Annotated in this window: 21 protein-coding genes and 1 tRNA gene; 8 read left to right on the top strand and 14 right to left on the bottom strand. The window is 61.1% G+C overall.

Features of this window, described 5'->3' with window-relative positions; all coding sequences use genetic code 11:
• The first annotated feature begins 170 nt into the window (after positions 1 to 170).
• The 5 genes from ASC80_RS08755 (at position 171) to ASC80_RS08735 (ending at position 6,424) form a co-directional block, all read left to right on the top strand.
• Positions 171 to 1,727, top strand: coding sequence for a class I adenylate-forming enzyme family protein (locus tag ASC80_RS08755; protein ID WP_349509654.1), 1,557 nt, complete (start codon positions 171 to 173; stop codon positions 1,725 to 1,727).
• A 224-nt stretch (positions 1,728 to 1,951) separates the two neighbouring features.
• Positions 1,952 to 2,968: an NAD(P)H-dependent flavin oxidoreductase gene (locus tag ASC80_RS08750; RefSeq protein WP_056295145.1), complete on the top strand. Its 1,017-nt coding sequence runs from the start codon at positions 1,952 to 1,954 to the stop codon at positions 2,966 to 2,968.
• A 490-nt stretch (positions 2,969 to 3,458) separates the two neighbouring features.
• Positions 3,459 to 4,496 carry a TRAP transporter substrate-binding protein DctP gene (gene dctP, locus ASC80_RS08745; protein ID WP_056295142.1) on the top strand — a complete coding sequence of 346 codons (1,038 nt, stop codon included), beginning with the start codon at positions 3,459 to 3,461 and terminating at the stop codon, positions 4,494 to 4,496.
• Positions 4,497 to 4,568: 72 nt separating this feature from the next.
• A complete protein-coding gene (locus ASC80_RS08740) occupies positions 4,569 to 5,117 on the top strand; it encodes a TRAP transporter small permease subunit (protein ID WP_056295835.1) in 549 nt (182 codons plus the stop codon).
• Complete coding sequence (locus ASC80_RS08735; RefSeq protein WP_056295139.1) at positions 5,114 to 6,424, top strand: TRAP transporter large permease; 1,311 nt, start codon at positions 5,114 to 5,116, stop codon at positions 6,422 to 6,424. Before ASC80_RS08740 ends, ASC80_RS08735 begins: the two co-directional genes overlap by 4 nt.
• Before the next feature lie 179 nt (positions 6,425 to 6,603).
• On the opposite strand, the gene ASC80_RS08730 is transcribed toward ASC80_RS08735, so the two are convergent.
• The 4 genes from ASC80_RS08730 to ASC80_RS08715 all read right to left on the bottom strand — a co-directional run bounded on the left by ASC80_RS08730 (position 6,604) and on the right by ASC80_RS08715 (position 11,319).
• Positions 6,604 to 6,677, bottom strand: a tRNA-Gln gene (locus ASC80_RS08730).
• Positions 6,678 to 6,901: 224 nt separating this feature from the next.
• The gene (locus ASC80_RS08725) at positions 6,902 to 8,092 is read right to left on the bottom strand and encodes an ABC transporter substrate-binding protein (protein WP_056295136.1); all 1,191 of its coding nucleotides are present in this window, start codon (positions 8,090 to 8,092) and stop codon (positions 6,902 to 6,904) included.
• A 168-nt stretch (positions 8,093 to 8,260) separates the two neighbouring features.
• Positions 8,261 to 8,962, bottom strand: coding sequence for a LysR family transcriptional regulator (locus ASC80_RS08720; RefSeq protein ID WP_082512450.1), 702 nt, complete (start codon positions 8,960 to 8,962; stop codon positions 8,261 to 8,263).
• Positions 8,962 to 11,319 carry a thiamine pyrophosphate-binding protein gene (locus ASC80_RS08715; RefSeq protein ID WP_056295135.1) on the bottom strand — a complete coding sequence of 786 codons (2,358 nt, stop codon included), beginning with the start codon at positions 11,317 to 11,319 and terminating at the stop codon, positions 8,962 to 8,964. The genes ASC80_RS08720 and ASC80_RS08715 overlap by 1 nt, the downstream gene beginning before the upstream one ends.
• Positions 11,320 to 11,454: 135 nt before the next feature.
• On the opposite strand from ASC80_RS08715, the gene ASC80_RS08710 reads away from it, so the two are divergent.
• Positions 11,455 to 11,916, top strand: coding sequence for an Lrp/AsnC family transcriptional regulator (locus ASC80_RS08710; RefSeq protein WP_056295132.1), 462 nt, complete (start codon positions 11,455 to 11,457; stop codon positions 11,914 to 11,916).
• A gap of 10 nt (positions 11,917 to 11,926) precedes the next feature.
• Here ASC80_RS08710 and ASC80_RS08705 read toward each other — a convergent pair whose 3' ends face one another.
• Positions 11,927 to 12,664, bottom strand: a complete 738-nt coding sequence (locus ASC80_RS08705) for a sulfite exporter TauE/SafE family protein (RefSeq protein WP_349509653.1) — start codon at positions 12,662 to 12,664, stop codon at positions 11,927 to 11,929.
• Between the two features lie 128 nt (positions 12,665 to 12,792).
• Here ASC80_RS08705 and ASC80_RS08700 point away from each other — a divergent pair, with 128 nt between their 5' ends.
• Positions 12,793 to 14,343: an acyl-CoA synthetase gene (locus ASC80_RS08700; RefSeq protein WP_056295127.1), complete on the top strand. Its 1,551-nt coding sequence runs from the start codon at positions 12,793 to 12,795 to the stop codon at positions 14,341 to 14,343.
• A 6-nt stretch (positions 14,344 to 14,349) separates the two neighbouring features.
• On the opposite strand, the gene ASC80_RS08695 is transcribed toward ASC80_RS08700, so the two are convergent.
• From ASC80_RS08695 to ASC80_RS08660, 8 genes are all read right to left on the bottom strand, one after another.
• Positions 14,350 to 15,537: a pyridoxal-phosphate-dependent aminotransferase family protein gene (locus ASC80_RS08695; protein ID WP_056295125.1), complete on the bottom strand. Its 1,188-nt coding sequence runs from the start codon at positions 15,535 to 15,537 to the stop codon at positions 14,350 to 14,352.
• Positions 15,538 to 15,627: 90 nt separating this feature from the next.
• Complete coding sequence (locus ASC80_RS08690) at positions 15,628 to 16,548, bottom strand: SDR family NAD(P)-dependent oxidoreductase (RefSeq protein WP_056295122.1); 921 nt, start codon at positions 16,546 to 16,548, stop codon at positions 15,628 to 15,630.
• 33 nt (positions 16,549 to 16,581) lie between these two features.
• Positions 16,582 to 17,721 carry a thiolase C-terminal domain-containing protein gene (locus ASC80_RS08685; RefSeq protein WP_056295120.1) on the bottom strand — a complete coding sequence of 380 codons (1,140 nt, stop codon included), beginning with the start codon at positions 17,719 to 17,721 and terminating at the stop codon, positions 16,582 to 16,584.
• Positions 17,722 to 17,726: 5 nt separating this feature from the next.
• Complete coding sequence (locus ASC80_RS08680; RefSeq protein ID WP_056295832.1) at positions 17,727 to 18,140, bottom strand: Zn-ribbon domain-containing OB-fold protein; 414 nt, start codon at positions 18,138 to 18,140, stop codon at positions 17,727 to 17,729.
• A 195-nt stretch (positions 18,141 to 18,335) separates the two neighbouring features.
• On the bottom strand, positions 18,336 to 19,598 hold the full coding sequence (fabF, locus tag ASC80_RS08675; protein WP_056295117.1) for a beta-ketoacyl-ACP synthase II: 1,263 nt from the start codon (positions 19,596 to 19,598) through the stop codon (positions 18,336 to 18,338).
• 50 nt (positions 19,599 to 19,648) lie between these two features.
• Positions 19,649 to 20,932 carry an MFS transporter gene (locus ASC80_RS08670; protein WP_056295114.1) on the bottom strand — a complete coding sequence of 428 codons (1,284 nt, stop codon included), beginning with the start codon at positions 20,930 to 20,932 and terminating at the stop codon, positions 19,649 to 19,651.
• Positions 20,933 to 21,003: 71 nt separating this feature from the next.
• Entirely contained in the window at positions 21,004 to 22,197 is a 1,194-nt protein-coding gene (locus tag ASC80_RS08665; protein WP_056295111.1) for an acetyl-CoA C-acyltransferase, read from the bottom strand.
• Between the two features lie 170 nt (positions 22,198 to 22,367).
• Complete coding sequence (locus tag ASC80_RS08660; protein WP_056295108.1) at positions 22,368 to 23,138, bottom strand: enoyl-CoA hydratase; 771 nt, start codon at positions 23,136 to 23,138, stop codon at positions 22,368 to 22,370.
• Positions 23,139 to 23,287: 149 nt separating this feature from the next.
• Between ASC80_RS08660 and ASC80_RS08655 the strand changes: the two genes are divergently transcribed.
• Positions 23,288 to 23,950: a TetR/AcrR family transcriptional regulator gene (locus tag ASC80_RS08655; protein ID WP_056295105.1), complete on the top strand. Its 663-nt coding sequence runs from the start codon at positions 23,288 to 23,290 to the stop codon at positions 23,948 to 23,950.
• A 25-nt stretch (positions 23,951 to 23,975) separates the two neighbouring features.
• Here the strand turns inward: ASC80_RS08655 and ASC80_RS08650 are convergent, their stop codons facing one another.
• Positions 23,976 to 24,890 (bottom strand): LysR family transcriptional regulator, encoded by a 915-nt coding sequence (locus ASC80_RS08650; RefSeq protein WP_056295102.1) that lies wholly within the window; start codon positions 24,888 to 24,890, stop codon positions 23,976 to 23,978.
• Positions 24,891 to 24,964: the final 74 nt, after the last annotated feature.

Genomic DNA, 24,964 nt, shown 5'->3' with positions numbered 1-24,964 from the left:
GGTTCAGCAAGAAAGGCGTGGATGCGCGGCACATAGGCGAGCGAAGCGACGCCGTTCTTCAAACGGCTATGCCCGGCCATGACATCGTGGATAAAGCCGCTCAACCTTTCCGGTTGACTAGTTCCAAAAAGGAACGTCTATTCCGGAAACGAAATAACCGGGAGAGGATCGTGGCGAGCGCGATGGAAGTCGTCGAGGTGGCAGAGATTCTGGCCAATCTTCCGGCGCGGATTCATCAGGCGATGGATCGCGCCGCAGCGGATACCCCCGACCATCCTGCATTGATCGACGGCGATACGGTCTGGACCTATCGCCACCTCAGGCAGGCGGTGAACGAAACCGCATCGGCGCTCGAGTCTCTCGGCATCCGCCCCGGCGACCGCATGATGATCGTCAGCGAGAACTGCATCGCGCTCGCCGCGCTGCTGTTCGGAGCAAGCCGGATCGGTGCGTGGGCGATTGTCGTCAATCCGCGCCTGTCGCCGCGCGAACTCGACCAGATCCGCGAGCACAGCGGCGCACGGCGCATGTTCTTCACGACGAGCGTGTCGAAAGAGGCCGCGAACCATGCGGCGGCCCGTCAGGCGCAGGTCGGGGACATCGGTCCGCTCAAGGATATCGGCGTCACGGCCCTGAACGATACGACCGTCGCCGAGCCGGCCGAGGACAGTTCCGCGAAACAGGTCGCGGTGCTGATCTATACGTCGGGCACCACCGGCACGCCGAAGGGCGTGATGCTCACCCATGAGAACCTGCTGTTCAGCGCCGCGAGTACCGGACGCTTCCGCAAGCTGGACCGCAACGACGTTCTTTATATCGTGCTGCCGATCTCGCACATCGTCGGCATTTCGCTCTTGATCATGACGTTGCTGACCGGCAGCACTGCGCGGCTGGTGAGCAAATACGATCCTGCGGCGCTGGCGAAGGCGATCGCGGAGGAGGGTGTCACCGTGGTCAACGGCGTGCCCGCCACCTATCAGCGCCTGCTCGAATACAAGGCGGTTGCCGGATTGCCGAGGCTTGAGCGCGGCACGCTGCGCCTGATCAGCGTCGCCGGCGCGCCGCTCGATCTCGATCTCAAATCGCGCATCGAGGCTGAACTCGGATTGCCGCTGCTCAACGGCTACGGCATCACCGAATGTGCGCCGGGCATTTCCGGCGTGCGGTTCGATGCGCCGCGCAGCGACAACAGCGTCGGCACGCTATTGCCGGGCGTCGAGGCGCGGATCGTCGATCTCGACCGGCGGCCGGTGAAAGACGGCGAGGTCGGCGAACTGCATGTGCGCGGGCGCAACGTGATGCGCGGCTATTATCGCGCGCCCGATCTCACCGCGAATGCCATCGACGCCGACGGCTGGTTCAACACCGGGGATCTGGCGCGCGTGGACAACGGCTGCCTGTTCATCGCGGGCCGCACCAAGGAGATGATCATCCGCTCCGGTTTCAACGTCTATCCGGCCGAGGTCGAGGCGGTGCTCAACGCGCACGACGCGGTGGTGCAGTCGGCGGTGGTCGGCCGCGCGGTGGAGGGCAACGAGGAGGTGGTAGCGTTCGTGCAGCTTCTTCAGGGCACGGCGATCACGGCCGCGGACCTGATGACCTTCATTCATCCGCAGCTCACGTCCTACAAGCGGCCGTCAGAGATTATCGTGCTCGATGCGCTGCCGGCGACATCGACAGGCAAGATCCTCAAGCACAAACTGGCGGAATCGCTGCGGGATGTTTGAGAGTTTTTGGAATGTCGGGGCATAACAAGAGTGTCATTGCCGGGCTCGACCCGGCAATCCATCATTCTGAAGAGGCTTGTTGTTCTGATGGATGCCCGGGTCAAGCCCGGGCATGACAAGTCTGTGCAAGCAACACTTTAACGAAACATTCCGCCGTGCGGAATTGCCGTCGCCACGCTGGCCTGACATTCTTGGGTTCACTTCGACAAACGGGAGGACTTCACGTGAAGACAGCCATCACCGAAATGTTCGGCATCCAGCATCCGATCATCCAGGGCGGAATGCATTATGTCGGTTTCGCCGAACTGGCCTCGGCGGTCTCCAATGCCGGCGGGCTTGGCATCATCACCGGCCTCACGCAAAAGACTCCGGAGTTGCTGGCGAAGGAAATCGCGCGCTGCCGCGACATGACCGACAAGCCGTTCGGCGTGAACCTCACCTTCCTCCCGACCTTCGCCGCGCCGCCGTATCCGGAATACATCGCCGCGATCCGAGAGGGCGGCGTCAAGATCGTCGAGACCGCAGGCCGTAGCCCCGAGCAGTACATGCCCGCGCTGAAAGCCGCCGGCATCAAGGTGATTCACAAATGCACATCGGTGCGTCATTCGCTGAAAGCCGAGGCGATCGGCTGCGATGCGGTCAGCGTCGACGGCTTCGAGTGCGGCGGTCATCCCGGCGAGGACGATATGCCGAACATGATCCTGCTGCCGCGCGCCGCCGAGGAATTGAAAATTCCGTTCGTCGCTTCCGGCGGCATGGCGGATGCGCGCAGCCTCGTCGCCGCGCTGGCGATGGGCGCGCAGGGCATGAACATGGGCACGCGCTTTATTGCCACCAAGGAAGCTCCGGTCCATGACAATGTGAAGAACGCGCTGGTCAAGGCCAGCGAACTCGACACCCGCCTGATCATGCGCGCGTTGCGCAACACCGAACGCGTGCTGACCAACGCCAAAGTCGAGAAGCTGATCGAGATCGAGCGCGAGAAGGGGAAGGACCTCAAGATCGCGGACATCATGGATCAGGTCGCGGGCGTCTATCCGAAGGTGATGATCGACGGCGACATGGATGCCGGCGCGTGGAGCTGCGGCATGATGGTCGGGCTGATCCACGACATTCCGAGCGTGAAGGAGCTGATCGACCGCATCATGGCCGATGCCGAGCAGATCATTCGCGGACGGCTGACCGGTTTCCTCGACGGCACGGTGGAAACCGTGTCGCCAGCGGTTCACAAGGTGGCGTGAAACGAAACACCATCTCATCGTGCGTATGCCGTGCATGGTGCGGTGCTGGCCAAACATGGTCGTTCGAAGAACGGTGATGCCAGGCTCTTGTCTGGTGCTTGAATGAGAGTCGTCATGGCCGGAATAAATCCGGCCATGACGTGCTAAACCATGACTTCCTCGTTTTCATTGACAGCTTGTTGAGCCGGACTCCGAGATTCTCGGAATCCGAGTTTGCTGAACCGCAAACTCGAAATGCTCGACCGCGAAATTGCCAGCTGAAATCTGATCGCGGTTCATGCTGCAGCAATTCGCAAGTCATCGATCGCGATCTCGCAATCAATCCGACGATCGTTCCAAAAACGGTTTCGCTCTGCGAACTGTGACGATACGGCAATTCGTCGCAGGGCGCGTGTCTGGTTTGACTCGCATTGCACGCCTCGTGCAACTTGCTTCAATCAATCAGCAACAGAAAAATAACAACAAGCAATAAAAACAAGGAGCCGTCTCGATGTATCGTCATCCGATAAAAGCAATCACGACTCTCGCAGTCACTGCAGCTTCCGCGTTGTTTCTCTCTCAGAGCATCGCTGCTGCGCAGGAAAAGGTGACGTGGCGTGTGCAATCGCACTGGCCGAATTCGAGCAGCTCATTCAAGGACAGCCTCGGTGTTCTCAAGACCAAGATCGAAGCCTGCACCAAGGGGCAACTCGTTCTTGAGTTGCATGAGGCAGGCGCGCTGTTCCCGGCCAAGGAAATTTTTCCGGCCGTGAAGCGCGGCATCATCCAGATGGGAACCATCTCGCCGGCTTATCTTCCGGAAACGATTCAGACCGCCGGTATCGCATCGGGCTTGCCGTTCGCGTTCCGCAACGTCTGGGAAACCGCGTATTTCCACCAGCGGCTCGGTTTCGAGAAGATGATCCGAGACGAAGTTGCGGCGCAGGGCGTTTTCTATTCGACCGACAAGGTCTATCCGACCGAAATGGTTGCGAAAGGGCCGGTCAAGTCGCTCGACGATTTCAAGAAGCTCAAAATTCGCTCGTCCGGCGTGTTGCAGCGCTTCCTCACCGAGGCGGGCGCATCCGCATCCTATCTGCCGGGACCCGAGATCTATCCGGCGCTTTCGACCGGCGTGATCAACGCGGTGCACTGGGGCGCAGTGCAGGGCGCCGACAGCATGGGACTCTATGAAGTCGCGAAGCATCACATCCGCCCGGCATTGAACATCGCCGGCACCGATGCCTTTGTCATCAACCAGAAGGCGCTCGACAAGCTTCAGCCCGACGTCAGGAAATGCGTCCACGATACGCTCGAACAGCAGTTCTGGGCGCGGACCAACGAGTATCTGTATCTTGAGCAGTTGACCCTCGCCAAGGTGACCAAGAGCAAGGGCGTGACCATCAATCAGCTGCCGCCCGACGTGCTGGACCACCTGACCAAGGTCGCGGTCAAGCAGTGGGAAGAGGAAGGCAAGAAGGGACCGAATGCCGCCAAGGCGCTCGAGACCCTGAAGAAATTCCTGGCCGACCTCGGTTACATGAGCTGACGCCGATTCGTTATCCGCGATCCGGGATCGTTCCGGGTCGCGGATATGCTGCTTTCCCCCGGAGTCATTCCCATGCAGGCGATCATCGCGGTGTTGCGTGGCGTCACGCGCCTCAACGAATTCATCGGGCGCTGGGTGGCACTGCTGATCCTCGTGATCTTCGTGCTGCTGATTGCCGAAATCGGATTCCGCTACGTCCTCGGCGCGCCGATGGTGTGGACCGGCGAACTCACCCAGATGGTGTTCGGCGTCTACGCCGTGCTGTCGGGCGGCTACATCCTGGCTCACGGCGGCCATGTCAACGTCGACCTGATCTACACCCGGTTTTCGACGCGGACCAAGGCGATCATCGATATTCTGACATCGGTGATATTTTTTCTTTTCATCGGCGCGCTGCTCTATTTCGGCAGTTCGCTCGCCTATGACTCGATGGAGTTCTGGGAGCGTTCGCAGTCGGCATGGAATCCACCGATCTGGCCGGTGAAGCTGATGATCCCGGTTGGCGCGTTCCTGATCCTGCTTCAGGGCATCGTCAAGCTCGCGCGGGATATCTGCGTCGCGCTCGACAGTTCGCTGGCGAACGAATTTCAGGTTGAAGGCATCTCGGGAGAACACCATTGAGCATCGGGGTTCTCACGGTTCTGTTCTTCGGCGCGCTGTTGATCTTTTTGATGCTCGGACTGCCGCTTGCGTTCGTGCTGGGCGGCGTGTCGATCATCTTCCTCTATTTCACATGGGGAATCGATTCCTTCTATATGGTTGCCTCGCAGATGTGGGGCAGCATGAACAGCTTCACGCTGGTGGCGATCCCGCTGTTCGTCTACATGGCGATGCTGCTCGAACAGAGCGGCGTTGCGCAGGCGCTCTACCGGATGATGCATCTGTGGTGGGGCGGCGTGCGCGGTGGCCTTGCCATGGGCACGGTTGCGATCTGCACGATCTTCGCCGCGATGGTCGGCATCAGCGGCGCGGCCGTGGTGACGATGGGCACGATCGCGCTGCCTGCGATGCTCGAGCGTGGCTACGACAAGCGGTTGGCGATCGGCTGCATCAGTGCAGGAGGAGGGCTCGGCATCCTGATCCCGCCGAGCGTGCTGATGATTCTTTATTCGCTGATCACCGGCGCTTCGGTCGGCAAGATGTTTGCCGCCGGTGTTGTGCCCGGCATCATGATCGCGCTGATGATCTGCGCCTACATCTTCATCCGCTGCTGGCTGCAGCCGGAACTTGGACCGGCGTTACCCAAGGAACAGCGCGGCGACTGGGCCGAGAAATTCACGGCTCTGCGCGCGGTGCTGCTGCCGATGCTGGTCGTCACCATGGTTCTCGGATCGATCCTGTTCGGCATCGCGACGCCGACCGAAGCTGCGGCCTGCGGCGTGCTCGGCGCGATGATCTCCGCGCTGGTTCATGGCAAGTTGAGCTGGGCGCTGTTACGCGAGTCCGCTATCCGCACCTTCACGCTGACCGGCATGATCATGTGGATCCTGTTCGCGGCGCATTCTTTCAGCGCGGCGTATCAGGGCATGGGCGCGCAATCGCTGATCCAGAATCTCGCCGGTCACATTCCCGGCGGACCATGGGGCACGATCATCTTCATGCAGATCGTGCTGCTGCTGCTCGGCATGGTGCTCGATCCCGTCGGCATCATGCTGATCACGCTGCCGGTGTTCCTGCCGATCATCACCGCCTTCGGCTTCGATCCGATCTGGTTCGGCATTCTCTTCATCATCAATATGGAGATCGGCTACCAGACGCCGCCGTTCGGATTCAACCTGTTCTACCTGAAAGGCATCGTGCCGCCCGGCATCACCATGGGCGACATCTACCAGTCGGCCACGCCCTATACGCTGGTGCTGATCCTCGGCCTGATCATCATCATGCTGTTTCCGGGGCTCGCGACCTGGTTGCCGTCGCTGGTGCTCTAGGTCCGGATGTCCGGCGAGCCGGGTGCGTCAGGGCGACGTGTTTTTCGGCTGGATGTTGTCCGGTAGCGGTGCCGGGTGGTCGCGAGCCGCAAAATCGCGCGTCGTGGTGCGGGACACCGTTTGGCCCCATTAGCAACATTACAGCGGACTGGCCGGCGCGGTCAGGAGGACGGCAGGGCTGGCTGGGGAACTAGGATTCGAACCTAGATTGACGGAGTCAGAGTCCGCAGTTCTACCATTGAACTATTCCCCAATGATCTCAATCTCTTAGAGAGATCTTTGGATGCCGGGAGCGAGCGCCTGTTGGGCGAACATCCGCTCCGATGGCGTTCTTTTGCCAGACCTTCGCGGGAAGTCAACATGTCCGGCGAAAATCGCCGCCAAAGCCCGCCAAAACCGAAATGGCCGCCCCAGAGGAGCGGCCATTTTGCCATCAACAGGTCAACGGTAACTGTATGCAAGCCGCCGCGTTTGCGATCACTCGCCGATCACGTCGCCGAACAGCACCCACGCCTTGCCGTCGAACCGCGCCATCTTCATTTGCTGAATCGGCGTCGCATTCTCGGGCGTGGTGTTGATCTTGATGCCGGGCAACATCATCGGCAGCTCGACGTCCTTCAGATGAGTTGCCTGCTTGATGATGTTTTCGCGGCTGAGATCGTCCTTGCAGTTGGTCAGGACCCGCGCCATCAGCTGCGCGGCAGTGTAGCCCTGCACGTTCAGGAGATCGCCGGTGTCGGCGTTTGGCCGATACTTCTTCATCCAGGCAAGGAATTCCTTGACTGCGGGATCGTCCGCCAGCGCCTTGTCGTTGGGGTCCTTGAGATAAAGCCCGGTGACGACGCCGACTGAATTCTCGAGGCCTGCGGGTTGAAGAACAGCGGACACCGAGTTCGACACCGCAGGCAGGATCATCAGCGGCTTCCAGCCGAGGCTTGCCACTTTCTTCAACGCCATGGCGGCGAACTTCGGCGTGGCTTCGACGAAGAACACGTCCGCGCCGGACTGCTGCATGGTAACGATCTGCGAGTCGATCGTCGGATCGGTGGTCAGGTAAGTGGTCTGGGACACCAGTTGATTGGCGTGATCGCCGAGGCCTTCCTTGAATCCGCGCAGATAATCCTTGCCGGCATCCTCGTTCGGAATGATCAGCGCGATCTTCGCGTCAGGCTTGGTCTTCAGAATATACTTGGCGTAGACGCGGCCTTCGAGTTCGTAGGTTGGATTGAGGCCGACGGTCCAGGGAAAGTGCTTCTGGTCGTTCCAGCGGCTCGCACCGGACGACACGAAAATCTGCGGCACCTTCTTGGCGTTGAGATATTTCTGCACGGCGATGTTCGGCGCGGTGCCGACCGAGCTGAACATCGCCAGCACTTCATCCTGTTCGACAAGGCGGCGGGTCTGCTCAACCGTTTTCGGCGACGAGTAGGCATCGTCGAGAGTGATGAACTCGATCTTGTGGCCGTTGATACCGCCTTTGTCGTTGAGCATCTGGAAGTAGGCGCCTTCGGCCGCCGAGATCGTGCCGTAAGCGGACGCCGGCCCGCTGTAAGGCGCGGTGTTGCCGAGCTTGATGGCTCCATCCAGCGCGTAAGACGAAGCGGGGGCGAGGACTGACAAGCTCGCGAGTGTCAGAACTGCTGTCGAATATGTTTTCCAGGATGACAAGATCTGCTCTCCTTTTTGTTTTTGTTGGTGGTTTGTTTGGATATGAGTGCGGGCCGCGAACGGGGCGCGCTGGTAGCGTAACACCCGGATTGCTGACGCGCGGACAAGTTTGCGGGATCGGCTATTTTCACGGATGTGAAATCGAGGGCGCGGATTCGTTGTTCTGTTTCAGCGTCTGCGCGCCGCAGTCGGTGTCAATCCAAATCGCCGGCGGAAACAGCGGTTGAAGTAGGACAGATCGTTGAAGCCGCAAGCGGCGAAGGCGATCGCCCGGCGCGTGGCCAGCGGATGGTCGGCCCTCGTCACGACCACGAGATTGTCGTGACGATAATGAAGGGTCTCCAGATTGCGCGTCTCCACCTCGCCGGCGCAGATACTGATGTCCGCGATGCCATCCTCGATACCGCGCACGACCTGGCCGCTCGGCCGCTCCTGGAGGTCGAACTTGAGAAGTTTGTGCGCATCGAAAAATCCGGACAGATCTTCCGGCAGGAACTGAACGATGGCCGACAGGTTCGCGAGCATCCGGACATAGCCGCGGACGCCGTTGGAGTACTCGCTCAATTCGACCGCGATCTTCTCGACGTTCAGTAGGGTGACGCGAGCATGATGCAGCAGGGACTCACCGGCCGGCGTCAACGCCATGCCCTTCGACAGGCGGACGAACAACGTGACGCCGAGTACGTCCTCAAGGTCATTGAGGCGCTTGCTGACAGCAGACGGCGCAATGGCCTCGCGGGTCGCCGCGCGTGTGAGATTGCCTTCCTCGCAGATCGCGACGAACAGTTGCAGCGTGGTCAGATCGATGCGCCGGAACAGGCTTCCACCCGCGGGAGCTGCCGGAATCACCGTTGAAGCCGCGCCGGTCATCAGATCGCCGTCTTGCGATGCCGGATCGGCGATCCGAAGGTCAGGCTGCCGGCGGCGTCGATGATGGTGTTGGTGTCGAGGCCGTAGTGAGCATAAAGGTCACCGATGGTGCCGGTCTGGCCGAAGTGCTGGACGCCGAGCGCCTCGACGCGATGACCGTGGACGCTGCCGAGCCACCCCAGCGTTGCCGGGTGCCCGTCGATCACGGTGACGATGCCGCAATTGCGCGACAGCGGTTCAAGCAGTTTCTCGATATGGCTTTGTTCGCGCGGGCCGCCGGAGCGCCGCTGCTTGCGCGCATGGGTCCAGCCGGAGTGCAGCCGGTCAGCTGACGTAATCGCCAACAGGCCAATGTCGCGCCGGCTTTCGCCGAGCAGGCCGGTGGCTTCGATCGTCTCCGGCGCCACCGCGCCGGTATACGCGATCACCAGTTCAGCGTTCGGTCCCGGTTCGCGCAGCCAGTAGGCTCCTTCGGTGATGTCGCGCTCAAGCTGCGGCGTCATCGTCCGCTGCACCTGATCGAGCGTTCGCGTCGATAGCCGCAGATAGACCGCACCGCCGTCGTCACGCTGCATGTGATCAAGGCCCCAGCGCATGATGACTGCGAGTTCATCGACGAAGGCCGGCTCGAACGAGGCGAGGCCGTCCTGCGCCATGCCGATCAAAGGCGTTGCAATTGACTGATGCGCGCCGCCTTCCGGTGCCAGCGTAATGCCCGAAGGTGTCGCGGCCACCATGAAGCGGGCGTCCTGATAGCAGGCGTAGTTCAGTGCATCGAGGCCGCGCTGGATGAAAGGGTCGTACAGCGTGCCGATCGGCAGCAGACGCTCGCCGTTGATCGAATGCGACAGGCCGAGTGCAGACAGCATGATGAACAGGTTCATTTCAGCGATGCCGAGTTCGATGTGCTGGCCCTTCGGTGAGAAATCCCACGCGAAAGTGGACGGAATTTTCTCCTTGCGGAACAGGTCAGCGTTCTCCGCCATCGCGAACAGGCCACGCCGGTTGACCCATGCGCCGAGATTGGTCGACACGGTGACATCGGGTGAGGTGGTGACGATGCGATCGGCGATCGGGGCGCTGCTACGCGCCAGCTCGTTAAGGACCAGGCCGAAGCCTTGTTGCGTCGACGTGCGCGGGGACAGCGTGACTGCAAGCCGCTCCGGCACCTCGAATGTCGGCGCATCAAGGCGTCGCGTGCCTTCGCGGGCGAATGGGACATCGGCAAGAAACGTTTCGATGGCGTTGACGTCTCCGGAAAGTCCCTCAAGCCTGTCCCACTCATGACCCGGCCGGATGTTCTGTGCCGTGCGAAACGTTTCCATCTGCGCGACAGTCATCAACCCGGCGTGGTTGTCCTTGTGGCCCTGGAACGGCAAGCCGACGCCCTTGATCGTATAGGCGATGAAGCACACCGGCCGGTCGTGATCGATCGCCTCGAACGCTTCCAGCATGCTCGCCATGTCGTGGCCGCCGAGATTGGACATCAGCGCCAGCAACTCGTCGTCGCTATAGCTGTCGATCAGGCGGGTCACCCGCCCCTGATCGCCGATGTCGTCACGCAGGTGCTTACGGAAGGCTGCGCCGCCCTGAAAGCACAGCGCGGCGTACATTTGATTGGGGCAGGTGTCGATCCAGCGCCGCAGCGCCTCGCCGCCGGGCTTGGCAAAAGCAGCCTGCATCAGCTTGCCGTATTTGACGATGACGACGTCCCAGCCGAAATTGCGGAACATCGTCTCCAGCTTTTCCCAGAGACCCTCGCGGACCACGGCATCCAGACTCTGCCGGTTGTAGTCGATGATCCACCAGGTGTTGCGGAGACCTTGCTTCCAGCCATCGAGCAGCGCCTCGAAGATGTTTCCTTCATCGAGTTCGGCGTCGCCGACCAGCGCGATCATGCGCCCCTCGGGGCGATCCTTCATCCAGCCGTGGGCTTTGACGTAGTCCTGCACCAGCGATGCGAACGCCGTCTGCGCGACGCCGAGGCCGACAGAACCAGTCGAGAAGTCGACGTCATCAGTGTCCTTGGTACGGGATGGGTAGGACTGTGCACCCGTGAAGCCACGGAAATTCTCAAGTTTCCCGCGTGTCTGATGGCCCAGCAGATACTGGATCGCATGAAACACCGGGCTGGCGTGCGGCTTTACCGCGACGCGGTCTTCCGGTTTCAGCACGTCAAAATAAAGTGCCGACATGATAGTGACGAGAGAAGCGGATGAGGCCTGGTGACCACCCACCTTGAGGCCATCACTGTCAGGCCGGATGTGGTTGGCGTTGTGGATCGTCCACGACGACAGCCACAGCACCTTCTTCGCAAGGGCCGTCAGGATTTTGAGGCGGGACGGTTCGATGGGCATGGCGCGGCACCGGCTGATGACTCGTCCAGAATGCTAACAATGCAGCTTCGCCGAAAGTTCCCAAACATTATCGACGGATGGTCATTAATTGGGATATGATCCTATAATCTGATGAATTAATAGGATTTCATACCAATGACGGATCTCGACGCCATCGACCGTAAAATCCTGACTTTGCTGCAGGGCGACAGCCGCCTGACCATGCAGGAACTTGCCGATCAGGTCGGTCTGTCGGTGTCTCCCTGCCATCGTCGGGTCAAGCTGCTCGAGGAGCGCGGCGTGATCTCGCGCTACATCGCGATGGTCGATCAGAAGGCCGTTGGACTTCCGGTCAGCGTTTTCATCTCGATCAAGCTCGCGCGCCAGAAGGAGGAGGATCTCGATCGCTTCGCCAAGGCGATCTCGAAATGGAAGGAAGTGCTGGAATGTTATCTCATGACCGGAAATCGCGATTATCTGTTGCGTGTGGTCGCTGCTGACCTGCCATCCTATGAAGCTTTCCTCAAAACCAAGCTGACGCGGCTCGACGGTATCGCGTCGATCGAGTCGAGCTTTGCGCTCAGTCAGGTCAAATATTCGATCGCGCTTCCAGTTTGAGGGACGTGATTCACGTCAGGCCCTGCCACAACAAGCCGAGAGAAATCACCAGCAGGAGCGCGTAGGCGATCCGATAAAACAAAATAGTCGGCGTGCGGCTGACAAGCCAGAAGCCGGCAAAGTTCGCCACCACCGCCAGCGGCAACAGGACGAGCGATGTCGAAAAATTCGCCCATGAGAACTGGTTCAGCATGAAGTAGGGCGGCACCTTCATCGCGTTCACGGCGCAGAAGAACAGTGTCGATGTTCCGACGAATGTCAGCTTGGGCATCCGTTGCGGCAAGGTGTGGGCTTGAAACGCAGGACCGCCGCCCTGAATCACGAATGAGGTGAAGCCGGAGATGCTGCCCCAGATGAAGCCGCCGAGCGCGGTGGCGTTGTGGAGCTTGACATTGGCGCGGCTGAGCCACGCATGGGCGACGAACGCGAGCCCGATGCCGCCGGCAATGATGCGAACTGCATCATCCGAGACATGGGAGGCCATCAGGCCGCCGAAAACGATTCCGATCAGGGCACCCGGTAACAGTACTTTCAGGTTCCAGGCATCCCAGTCGCGCCGATAGAAATAGACCGCGATCAAATCCTGACACATGAGAATAGGAAGCAGCAGCGCGGCAGCCTCGAGCGGCGGCAAATAAAGCGCAACCAGTGGGGTTGCGACCGCGCCAAGTCCCGTGAACCCGCCTTTCGACAGGCCGAGACCGATGACTGCCGGAATGGCAACGGCATAGAACAGCGGGTCGGTCATCATGCGGGGCAGGCCCGAATTTTTGCAGGTGGCGGAACGAATCTCTGGATTGTATAGGCTCATGCCGTGGGAGCCTCCGCAACTCTCAGAACGCTTCTAAGATGGAGGCACGCCAAGGGAATGAATTCATGGCAGGTCCGGAGAAGGCTCTTTCTACGGGAATCGTCAGTGGGAACCGTCGCAGGGAGCGAGAGGACGTTGCCAATCGTGCGCGGCTGATAGCCGGTGGATTACATCAGCTCGGCGTGCGGCCAGGCGATAGTGTCTGCATCCTCATGCGCAACGACATCACGTTTCTGGAAGCCGTCTATGCTGTCATGACGCTCGGCGCCTATGCGGTCCCGGTCAATTGGCATTTCAAGCCCGAAGAGATCAATTATGTTCTCAAGGACTCCGGCACCGCCGTTCTGATCGGCCATAACGACATGCTGAACCAGGTGCGCGATGCGGTCCCGGCCGGGATCACTGTTCTGAGCGATGTGCCGCCACCGGAGGTGGTCGCAGCTTACAGGATTGATCCCGCATTGTGCCGCACGCCGGAGAATGCCGTCGATTTCGAGACATGGCTGGCACGACAGGTGTCCTACAATGGGCCTGCGGTGCCGCAGCCCCAGAACATGATCTACACCTCGGGCACCACCGGCCAACCGAAGGGAGTGAAGCGCTTCGCGCCGACACCCGAGCAGGTAGCTCATTCGGAAGAAATGCGGGCGCGAATCTACGGCGTCACGCCCGGTGTGCGCGCGTCGCTGCCGGGGCCACTTTATCACTCGGCGCCAAACTCCTTTGGAATCCGCGCGGGCCGTGCTGGCGATGTGCTGATTCTGATGCCGCGGTTCGATGCCGAAGAGTTTCTGCGGATCGTGCAGGACGAGAAGATCGAGAATGCATTCATGGTGCCGACGATGTTCACGCGGCTGCTCAAACTGCCTGAGAACGTGCGCCGCCAATACGATGTTTCGTCGCTCAAGCATATTATCCATGCTGCGGCTCCGTGCCCGGCGGAGGTGAAGCGGGCGATGATCGAATGGTGGGGGCCGGTGATCTATGAATTCTATGGCAGCACCGAATCCGGTGCCATCACGTTCGCCAGATCGGAAGATGCGCTAAGCAAGCCAGGTACCGTCGGCAAGATCGCTCCCGGCGCCGAAATCCGTTTTCTCGGCGAGGATGGAGCCATTCTCCCGCAGGGTGAGATCGGCGAGATTTACACGCGGATCGGCGGTAATCCCGATTTCACCTATCACAACAAGCCGGAGAAGCGTGCCGAGATCGACCGCGATGGATTCATCACCAGCGGTGATGTCGGTTTCATCGACGAGGACGGCTATGTTTTCATCTGCGATCGCAAGCGGGACATGGTGATTTCCGGTGGCGTCAACATTTATCCTGCCGAGATCGAAGCCGTCCTGCATGGCGTGCCCGGCGTGCAGGATTGCGCGGTGTTCGGCATTCCCGATGAGGAGTTTGGAGAATCCTTGATGGCTGTGGTTGAGCCGCAGCCGGGCGTCAACCTTGATGCCACGACGATTCGTTCCGAGCTCAAGGCCGCGCTGGCCGACTACAAGGTGCCGAAGCGTATCGAAATCCAGAGCGGTCTTCCTCGTGAGGATTCCGGCAAGATATTCAAACGCCGCCTGCGCGACCCATTCTGGGCCGCAGCGGGACGGCGGATATAGGGACGCTTACGCCGGAACGTTATCGCCGAGATACTTTGTCGCTGCCTGAACGCCGCCGGTGCCGTGCGGGATTTTCAGTGCATTGAGGCCAACCTCGATCACGCCAAGGGTACCGAGCACCATCGGCGCGTTGACGTGGCCCATATGCGCAATCCGGAACGCTTTGCCGGACAGTGCGCCGATGCCGGTGCCGAGCACGACGCCGCACTTCGATTTGCAGTAGTCCTGCAGTCGCGCAGCAACCCCGTCGCCGTCGACGAGGACCGTGGTGACTGTATTCGAGCGTTCACCGGGCTCGGTGACGTTGAAGGCAAGCGCACCTTTGTCTGCCCATGCTGACGCTGCGTGGCGCACCGCCTCGGCAAGGAGACGATGACGCGTGTGAGCGTTCTCGAGTCCTTCCTCAAAGATCATGTCGAGCGCGGCGCGAAGCGCATACATCAGGTGGACCGGCGGTGTACCCGCGTATTTGCGGTAATGTTCCTCGCCCTCGCGTGCGGTCCAGTCCCAGTAAGGTGTCTTCAGATTGGCCGTGGCGTGAGCTTTCCGCGCGCGGTCGCCGACCGCGACGAAGCCGAGGCCGGGAGGCGTCATCAAACCTTTTTGCGAGGCTGACATCGCGACATCGACACCCCATTCGTCCATTTCGAACGGAACGCAGGCAAGCGACGCCACGGTGTCGACCATATAGAGCGCGTCGTGATTGGCAGCTCTGATCGCCTTGCCGATGGCTTCGATGTCGTTGGCGACGCCGGCGGCAGTATCGATCTGCACCGTCAGCACGGCCTTGATCCGGCGTTCGGTATCGGCGCGCAGCCGCGCTTCGACTTCTGCCGGGCGAACTGCGCGACGCCAGTCGCCCTTGAGGATTTCGACCTCGACGCCGAGTTCGGCTGCAGCATCGCCCCAGCCGATCGCGAAGCGTCCGCTCTCCAGCACAAGTATCTTGTCGCCGCGTGACAGCACATTGGTCAGCGCGGCTTCCCACGCGCCATGGCCGTTGGCGATATAGATGTAGGAGCGACCCTTGGTGCGGAACAGGCGGCTGAGATCGGCGAGCAGGCTGTCAGTCAGAGCAATGAGTTCAGGGCCGTAGATATCGGCGGCAGGCCGGTGCATGGCCCGCAGCACTTCGTCAGGCATGGTGGTCGGGCCGGGAATGGCCAGAAATTCACGTCCCGCGCGTACCACCATGATTTATTCTCCCTGCGATCCGTCTTCCTCGCATGAGCGCGCGATCCGTTAAAGCAGACTTTGCTTCATGCGAGGAAACAAGATGTGATCTCAGATCGCATCCCAGGAGAAGATGTCGGCGGATCGGTCGAGCTTGTAGAACGACGGCTTCAGTGCCGGCATGCCATGATCGGCCAGCGTCTGGAGAGACCAGCCCTCGGCGCGATGGATCGAACGCAGCGGACGAGACTGGCTCATCAGGAAAATCTCGTTCATCCGCACCGCGAAAATCTGGCCGGTGACGTCCTTGGCGGCGTCGCTGAGCAGGAACGCCGATAGCGGCGCGATCTTCTCGGGCCCCATCTGCTGCATACGGGCGACGCGCGCCTTCTCTTCCTCGGTCTCGGTGGGGATGGTGCCGATCAGGCGGCTCCATGCGAACGGCGACACGCAATTCGAGCGAACGTTGAACCGGCTCATGTCGAGCGCGATCGACTTTGACAGGCCGACGATACCGAGCTTGGCAGCGGCGTAGTTGGCCTGCCCGAAATTGCCGATCAGGCCCGACGTCGAGGTGAAATGGACGAACGCGCCGCTCTCCTGCTCGCGGAAAATACGTGCGGCTGCGTGCGACGTATAGAATGAGCCCATCAAGTGAACCTTGATGACGGACTCGAACGCATCCACGCTCATGCGATGGAAGATTGCATCACGCAGGATGCCGGCGTTGTTGACGACACCATCGAGCTTGCCGAAGGAATCGACCGCCTGCTTGATGATCTTGCTCGCGGGAACAGCTTCCGCGACCGTTTCGAAATTGGCGACCGCTGTGCCGCCGCGTTTGCGGATTTCCTCGACCACTTCTTCGGCCGGAGCAGCATTGTTCCCCGAGCCGTCGGCCGCGCCGCCCGGATCGTTGACCACGACCTTGGCGCCTTCGGCCGCCGCGAGCAGGGCGATTTCACGGCCGATGCCGCGGCCTGCGCCGGTCACCACGATCACCTTGTCGGCAAGCATCTTGCTGTCACTCATGTTGTTATCTCCGTTTTCTGGATGACGCTGGCCTTAGCGCTCGTTGGTGAAGATGATCGTGCCCGAGGCGGCGAACATGCCGCCGACACCGTGACACACCGAAATTTTCGCGCCCGGTACCTGCGCGGGCGCGATGCCGCGCATCTGCCGCACGCTCTCTTGCAGGGCGTACATGCCGTACATGCCCGAATGCATATAGCTGAGGCCGCCGCCGTTGGTGTTCATCGGTAGCTTGCCGCCGATTGCGGTGTTGCGGTCGGCGATGAACTTGCCGGTTTCCTCATGCGGCATGAAGCCAAGATCGCCGAGCCCGAACAACGGAAGATGCGCGAAGGCGTCGTAGATCATCAGATGATCGACGTCCTTGTGGGCGATGCCGGCTTCGCGGAAGGCGGTGGGGCCGGCGACCTTGAACGCGCGCGACGAGTTGAAGGTTTCCATCTGGCTGACCATCGGCGTCTCGACACTCTCGCCGGTACCGAGGATGTAGACCGGCTTGTTCGGAAAATCCTTGGCGCGGTCGGCGCTGGTCAGGATCAGCGCGCCGCCGCCGTCGGTGACGAGGCAACACTGCAGAATGCGGAACGGGTAGGCGATCATGCGCGAATTCAGCACGTCGTCGACCGTGATCGGGTCTTTCATGGTCGCGCGGGGATTCTTCGCTGCCCACTCGCGCTGCACCACAGACACCATGGCGATCTGCTCATGGGTGATGCCATGTGTCTTCATGTATCGCAGCACAGGAATCGGAAACATGCTCGGCGGTCCGTAGACGCCGAACGGCGCCTCGAACTGGCCCTGCAGGCTGTCGGCGGGGATCGATCGCGGCAACTTGCCGATCATCGATTTGCCGCTCTCGGCGTGGGTGATGAGAACGGTCTTGCACAGTCCGGCCTCGATCGCCGCCGCTGCGTGGCGGACATGCAGCATGAAGGAGCAGCCACCGACTGAGGTGCCGTCCACCCATGTCGGGGTGATGCCGAGATAATGAGCGATCTGCTGCGGTGTTTCCACCGCGGTAGCAATGCCGTCGATGTCCGACAGTTTGAGACCGGCATCGGCGATGGCGTTCAGCGCCGCGTCTGCGTGAAGCTGGATCTGCGACACGTCGGGAATGACGCCGAGCTTGGTGGTTTCCGCGGCACCGACGACCGCGACCTGATTCCTGCGCATGATGCTTATCCCTTCACCGGGCGGAACTTGGGAAGGGTGAGCTTGTCGTCGACCTTCTCGAACGCGACTTCGAGTTTCATATCGAGTTCGAGCGCCTCCGGTGTCTGCGGACAATCAATGATGTTGGTCATCATCCGCGGGCCTTCCGCGAGTTCGACCACGGCGATGGCGTAAGGCGGAGTAAAGCCTGGCGCGGCGGGCCGATGGTTGATCACGTAGCTGTAAAGCGTCGCTTTGCCGCTGGCCGGGAACACACTCACCTTGCGCGATGCGCAGGAGGGGCAGAATGGACGTGGCGGGAAGTACACATGAGAGCAGGCGTCGCAGCGCTGCAGCCGCAGTTCGCCCGCTTGCGTGCCGTCCCAGAAATGTTTGGTTTCAGGCGTTGGTTTGGGACGCGCGCGGGCGGGCTCTGCCATGTTCTGGTTTTCCTTGGGCTTCGACAATTTGCCGAGGGTTTTTGCGACCGATCGGTCGTCCAAGGATTATTTCATCGATACACACCGCCGAGAAGCGGAAAAATTCAATGCAACCATGTCGGCAGAGCACACGCCGACAATTCCATTGTGCGGAACAGTCGCTCTGTGCGTACCAGTATTGGACCGTGCGCGACGTTACCATGCCTTGAACAGGACGCTCGCGTTGACGCCGCCGAAGCCGAAGCCGTTCGATAACACATGTTCGAGCTTCATCGGGCGCGCCGCGCCGCGAATAAGATCGACGCCTTCGGCCGCGTCATCCGGGTTGTCGAGGTTGAGCGTCGCTGGCGCGATCTGGTCGCGCAACGCGAGAACGGAATAGATCGCTTCAAGTCCGCCGGCTGCGCCGAGCAGATGGCCGGTTGCGGATTTTGTCGAACTCACCGCCACAGTGCCGCTGGTGCCGAACACTGCCTTGATCGCGGCCAGCTCACCCTGATCGCCGACCGGTGTCGATGTGGCGTGTGCGTTAAGGTGTTGAACGTCAGCGGGTGCAACGCCGGCCTGTTTGAGCGCAGCTTCAATCGCGCGCCGCGCACCATCGCCGTCTTCAGGACCTGCGGTCATATGATAGGCATCGGCGCTGGTACCGTAGCCGACCAGTTCGGCTATCGGCGTCGCGCCGCGCGACAGTGCATGGTCCAGTGCTTCGATGACGAGGATGCCCGCGCCTTCGCCCATCACGAAACCGTCGCGATCCTTGTCGAAGGGGCGGGAGGCGCGCGTAGGCGTATCATTGTAACCGCTCGATAGCGCGCGGGCGGCGGCAAAACCACCGAGGCTGACGCGCTCGATGCAGGCTTCGGCACCGCCGGCAATGGCGACATCGGCTTCTCCGCTGCGGATCAGGCGGGCGGCATCGCCGATTGCCTGGACGCCGGCGGCACATGCCGTGACCGGCGCGCCGAGCGGCCCTTTGTAACCATGCCTGATCGAAACCTGTCCGGCGGCAAGGTTCACCAGAAACGAGGGCACCGTGAACGGCGAAAGTCGGCGAACGCCGCGGGAGTCCGCGAGGCGAACCGAATCGGCGATGGCCGGAAAGCCGCCGATGCCCGAACCGATGATCGTCGCGGTGCGTTCACGCGCTTGGGTATTTTCCGGCGTCCAGCCGGCTTGCGCGATGGCTTCATCCGCCGCCATCAGGGCGAACAGGATGAAGCGATCCATTTTCTTCTGGTCCTTGCGCGGCGCGGCGCGGTCGGGATCGAATCCAGCCTCGGGGTCCTCGGCGAGATCGGGCACGACACCGGCGACCTTGTTTGAGAGATCCCCCACAACGTTGTCCGAGAGTGAGCGCAGGCCCGATTTTCCGGCAATGAGCCGCGACCAGTTCGCCTCGACACCGCAACCCAGCGGCGAAACCGCGCCCATACCCGTGACTACAATCCGTCGCATCTTCAGATCCCGTTTGTGGAGGTGAACGTGTCCCCGCAACGGCACCCAACCTATGCCGTCGCCACCTTCTTATCCCGGCTGATCGCAAGGACTGCAAGAGCGGCGATCAGGCACAGGGCGCCGGCTGCGAAAAATGCCGGCAAATAGCTCAAAAGATAGGTCCGCGACGCGCCGGCGGCGAAGGCGATAGTAGCCGCGCCAAGCTGATGCCCGGCGAAAATCCAGCCGAACACCAGATTGGCCCGTTCGGAGCCGAATCTCGATGCGCTCAGGCGGACGGTGGGTGGCACGGTCGCGATCCAGTCCAGTCCGTAGAATATCGCGAACAGCGACAGGCCGTAAAACGTGAAGCTGGTGAACGGCAGGAACAGCAGCGACAGGCCGCGCAGGCCATAATACCAGAACAGCAACCAGCGGTTGTCATAGCGATCCGATAAATAACCGGATCCGATCGTGCCGATAAAATCGAAAATACCCATCGCCGCCAGCAGGGTTGCCGCGCCGGTGGCGGGTAGTCCGAAGTCCGAACAAAACGGAATGAAGTGGGTCTGGATCAGGCCGTTGGTGCTCGCGCCGCAAATGAAGAATGTGCCGAACAGGATCCAGAACACCTTGGTCTTCGCCGCATCTTTCAGCGCACCGAGCGCCGCCGCCATGATCGGGGCATTGTTCGGCGGAGGAGGTGCGATCGGGTCCGTGCCGTTGTCGCCGAACGGGCGGATGCCGACATCCGACGGCCGGTCGCGCATGATCAGCAGCACCGCGAGCGCGGCCAGCAGCAGCATCGCGCACATCAGTCCCATCGCAATTCGCCAGCCATAATGCTCGGTGAGACTGGCGAGGGCCGGCAGGAAGACCAGCTGGCCGGTGGCGGCGCTCGCGGTGAGGATGCCGACCACCAGTCCGCGATTGGCGCTGAACCAGCGCGCGGCGACAGTGGCGCCGAGCACCAGGGCGGTCATGCCGGTGCCGAAGCCGACGACAAAGCCCCACAGCAGGATCAGCTGCCACATCTGGGTCATGAACAGCGACAGGACAAGGCCCATCGTCACCAGCGACAGCGCGATCACCGTGACATTGCGAAGGCCATAGCGGTTCATCAGCGCGGCGGCAAACGGTGCCATCAGGCCGTACAGCAGCAGGCGGATCGAAAGCGCGGCGGAAATCTCCGCGGTGGTCCAGCCGAACTCATGCTGCAGCGGCAGGATGAACACGCCCGGCGCGCCGACCGCCCCGGCGCTGACCAGCGCGGTAAGAAATGTCACCGCGACCATTGCCCAGCCATAATGAAGGCGCCTGCGGGCCATCGCAGTGGAAAGCCAGTTCGAAATCATCAGGTTTCTTTCTGGTGAAAATATCGGCGCGATGCCTATGCACCGCGCCGCGTTTGAAAAGTTTAAGAACTTCAGTGAACGCTGCGTTCGACGGCGATGGCCGTGGCTTCGCCGCCACCGATGCACAGCGAGGCAATACCGCGTCGCAGATTGTTTTTCTCCATCGCGTGCAGCAGCGTCACGATCAGCCGTGCGCCCGTTGCGCCAATCGGATGGCCGAGAGCGCAAGCGCCGCCGTTGATGTTGAGCTTGTCCCGGGGAATTCCGAGGTCACGCGCGGCCGCCATCGGCACCACGGCGAAAGCCTCGTTGATCTCGAACAGATCGACGTCGCCGATCTTCCAGCCGACCTTGTCGAGCAGTTTCTGGATCGCCGGGATTGGCGCGGTGGTGAACCACTGCGGCTCCTGGCTGTGGGTCGAATGCCCTTTGATCTCGGCGAGGATCGGCAGACCCTCGCGCTCGGCCAGCGAACGCTTGGTCAGAATCAGGGCGGCCGCGCCGTCCGCGTTCGCGGATGATGCCGCCGGTGTGATGGTTCCGTTGGCGCGGAACGCGGGTTTGAGATTTGGAATCTTGGCAGGATCGACCTTGAGCGGATGTTCGTCGTTCTCGATCACACGCACGCCGGTCTTGTCCTTGACGGAAATCGGCGCGATCTCGCTTTTGAACGCACCGCTCTCGACGGCCTTGCGCGCGCGCGTCAGCGTCTCGATCGCGTAGTCGTCCTGGTCCTTGCGGGTGAACTGATAGGCTTCGGCGGTCGCTTCGCCGAAATCGCCCATCGAGCGGCCGGTTTCGTAAGCGTCTTCGAGGCCGTCCATCAGCATGTGATCGATGATGCGATCATGGCCGACGCGGTAACCGGCGCGCGCCTTGGCAAGCAGATACGGCGCGTTCGACATGCTCTCCATGCCGCCGGAGACGACGATCTCGGCGGAGCCGGCATTGATGATGTCGTGTGCCAGCATTGTCGCCTTCATGCCCGAACCGCAAACCTTGTTGATGGTGGTCGCACCGGTCGCGTCGGGCAGCCTTGCGCCGCGCGCGGCCTGACGGGCAGGGGCCTGACCTTGTCCTGCGGGCAGCACGCATCCCATGAAAACCTCATCGATCCGGTCGGCGGCGACCTTGCTGCGCTCAAGCGCGGCGCCAATGACATGTGAGCCGAGATTATGTGCGCTGAATGAGGATAGTTCACCCTGGAACCGGCCGAGAGGCGTGCGGGCGGCGGATACGATGACCACGGGATCGGATGACGACATCGGAAATGCTCCTGATCGATGCGCGCGGCCCTTGCCGCGTTAGATTGTGGTCATCATATAATCGAACCGGAGAATTGCAATCGGAGTTTCCGATAATCAGGCCGAGATTATCCGGCAGTTCGTCACAAGCATTGTGCGAATTTGCATGAGTCGAGCCGCGAACGACGCGACTATCGCTTGCGATCGATAAAAGCCTGCATGTGACGCTGTGGCTCGCCGGTCAGGAACGCGCGGCCGAACACACCGACGCTGATGTCGATCGCTTCATCCAGTGGAATGTCCTCCCATTGGCGCAACAGCATTTTCTGGCTGCGGATGACTGCCGGGCCGCATTCGGCGATGGCGGCTGCAGCTTTGTCGACGGCCGCGTCGAGTTCGTCATCGGGTACGACCTTGTCCACCAATCCCCATGTCCGTGCGGTGGGGGCATCGATGGTATCCGCGGTCAGGATCAGCCAGCGGGCGCGGCCCCATCCGATCAGCCGTGGCAGCAGCGCCGCGTGAATGACGGAGGGGATGCCGACCTTCACTTCCGGCATTCCGAATTTCGAGGAGGCGGTCGCAACCCGCAGATCGCAGGCGGCGGCGAATTCCAGTCCGCCACCGAGACACCAGCCCGGAATTCTCGCAATCACCGGAACCGGGAACTGCCGCACCGCCTCGCACAGGTCGCGCAGGCCGGAAATGAATTTTTCCGCCGTCGCCTGGTTGAGTGTCGCCATCTCCTTGATGTCGGCACCGCCGATCATGCTTTTCTCGCCGGTGCCGCGAATGATCAGCACGCGAATATCATGGTCCGCCGCCAGTGCCTGAATGCCGGTACGCAATCCGGCGATCGCTTTCGAGTTGAGAATGTTGAGCGATCCTGCGTTGCAGATGGTCAATGTCGCGATGCCGCGTGAATCGCGCGCGACGCCGCAATAATCGTTGATCATGTCCATGGAACGCTCCGGCGGGATGGGGTGGGGATGCTGGATCGTTTCTAAAAAAACGACTCCGGATGATGCAGTGCGGCGTATGTTTGCAGGTCCTTGCATTGGCGGCAATAATCCCGCATGTTATATGACATCGAACATCTTATGGACTGCTCATGCGATATTCCAAGGACCACAAGGCCGAGACCCACGCGCGCATCGTGAAGAACGCGTCGGTGCGGCTGCGCGAGAAAGGTTCGGCGGGCATCGGTGTCGCGGAGCTGATGAAGGAGGCCGGCCTCACGCATGGCGGCTTTTATGCGCACTTCGACTCGCGTGACGCGCTGATTGCCGAAGCATTTTCCTATGCGATGGACGGCATTGCGCGGCGTTGGCGCAGGCGCGCCGACAGTGCGCCGGAAGGCAAGCAACTCGATGCGATCGTCAACTCCTATCTGACGACCCAGCATCGTGACGATGTCGGCAATGGCTGTATGCTTCCGGCTCTCGGCGCCGAAGTCGCGCGCGCCGATCCAAAGACCCGCAAGGCCTTTGCGGCGCGGCTGGAAGAAATGATCGACCTCATTGCCGGGGAGGTGCCCGGGTTGCCGCCGAAAGCTGCGCGACAACGCGCGATGGCCATCATCGCGACCATGATGGGCAGCCTGCTGCTGTCGCGCGCGACCGGAACCGGCGATTTGTCCAATGACCTGATCGAAGCGGGCCGGCAGTCGGCGCTTGCGCTGGGTAAACCAGCGGGCACCGGCGATAAAAAAAGCGCCGCCAAGGCGAAGCCGTCTTCGCGCGCGTCCGTGCGGACACCCGCTAAATCGCCTTAAGGCGTCGTCTTGCGAATTGCCGTCGTCACTGTTGAGGGTTGAACAACGCCCGGTCGTGCTCGACAAGGCTGTAGATGTATTCCGCGACAGCGCGAATGCGGACGAGATCGCGGCTGTCCGCGTGCATCAGCAGCCAGAAGCTGCGCAAGATCGATACGGTCTCCGGCAGGATCGCGCGAAGTTCGGGATGAGCTTGCGCCATGAAGCGCGGCAGCACCGCGATCCCGAACCCCGATAGGGTGGCATTGAGCTGCGCGATCAGATTGGCGCTGCGGAATTTGGCTGAAATCTTCGGCGAGACCTGCGGCAAATAGTCCAGCTCCGGTGTGAACAACAGTTCCTCGATGTAGCCGACGAAGCGATGGGTCAGCAGATCCTCCCGGGTTTTGATCGGAGGAAAGCGGTCGAGGTATTCCGAAACCGCGTATAACCCGAGGCTGTAGTCCAGCAGCTTGCGTCCGACAGTGCGGCCTTCCTTTGGCATCGACAGGCTGATCGCAATGTCGGTTTCTCTTTTGGACAGGCTGAACAGCCGGGCGGTGGCGACGAGTTCGACATCGAGATCGGGGTAAAGGTCTGCGAGATTGCTGAGGCGGGAGGCGAGATAGTGACTGCCGAAGCCGTCTGGTGCACCGATACGAACAGTGCCGGTCAGGTGCGATTTCGAGCCGCTAATGATGTCCTGGTTGGAAACGATGGTGGATTCGATGTCCTCGGCGCTCGCGGCGACGCGATGCCCGGATTCGGTCAGGACGTAGCCTGTCTTGCGCCGCTCGAAGAGTTTCACCGAGAGTTGCCGTTCCAGCCGGTCGACGCGCCGGATGACGGTGGTATGATCGACGCCGAGCCGCTTGGCCGCCGCCGAGACCGTACCTCCGCGCACAATGGCAAGCACGAAGCGGAAATCATCCCAATCGGGGCTGGTGGCTTGATCTGACATTTTCGCACATCTATCCTGTGATTTCTCGCAGTTGAATCTTATAAAATGCAGGTCAAAAGGTCACCCAGGACTTT

The sequence above is a fragment of the Afipia sp. Root123D2 genome, assembly GCF_001425835.1.
Taxonomy (GTDB): Bacteria; Pseudomonadota; Alphaproteobacteria; order Rhizobiales; family Xanthobacteraceae; genus Afipia.
Note: the sequence above shows the minus strand (reverse complement) of the source record. Positions and strands in the feature narration are given on the sequence as shown.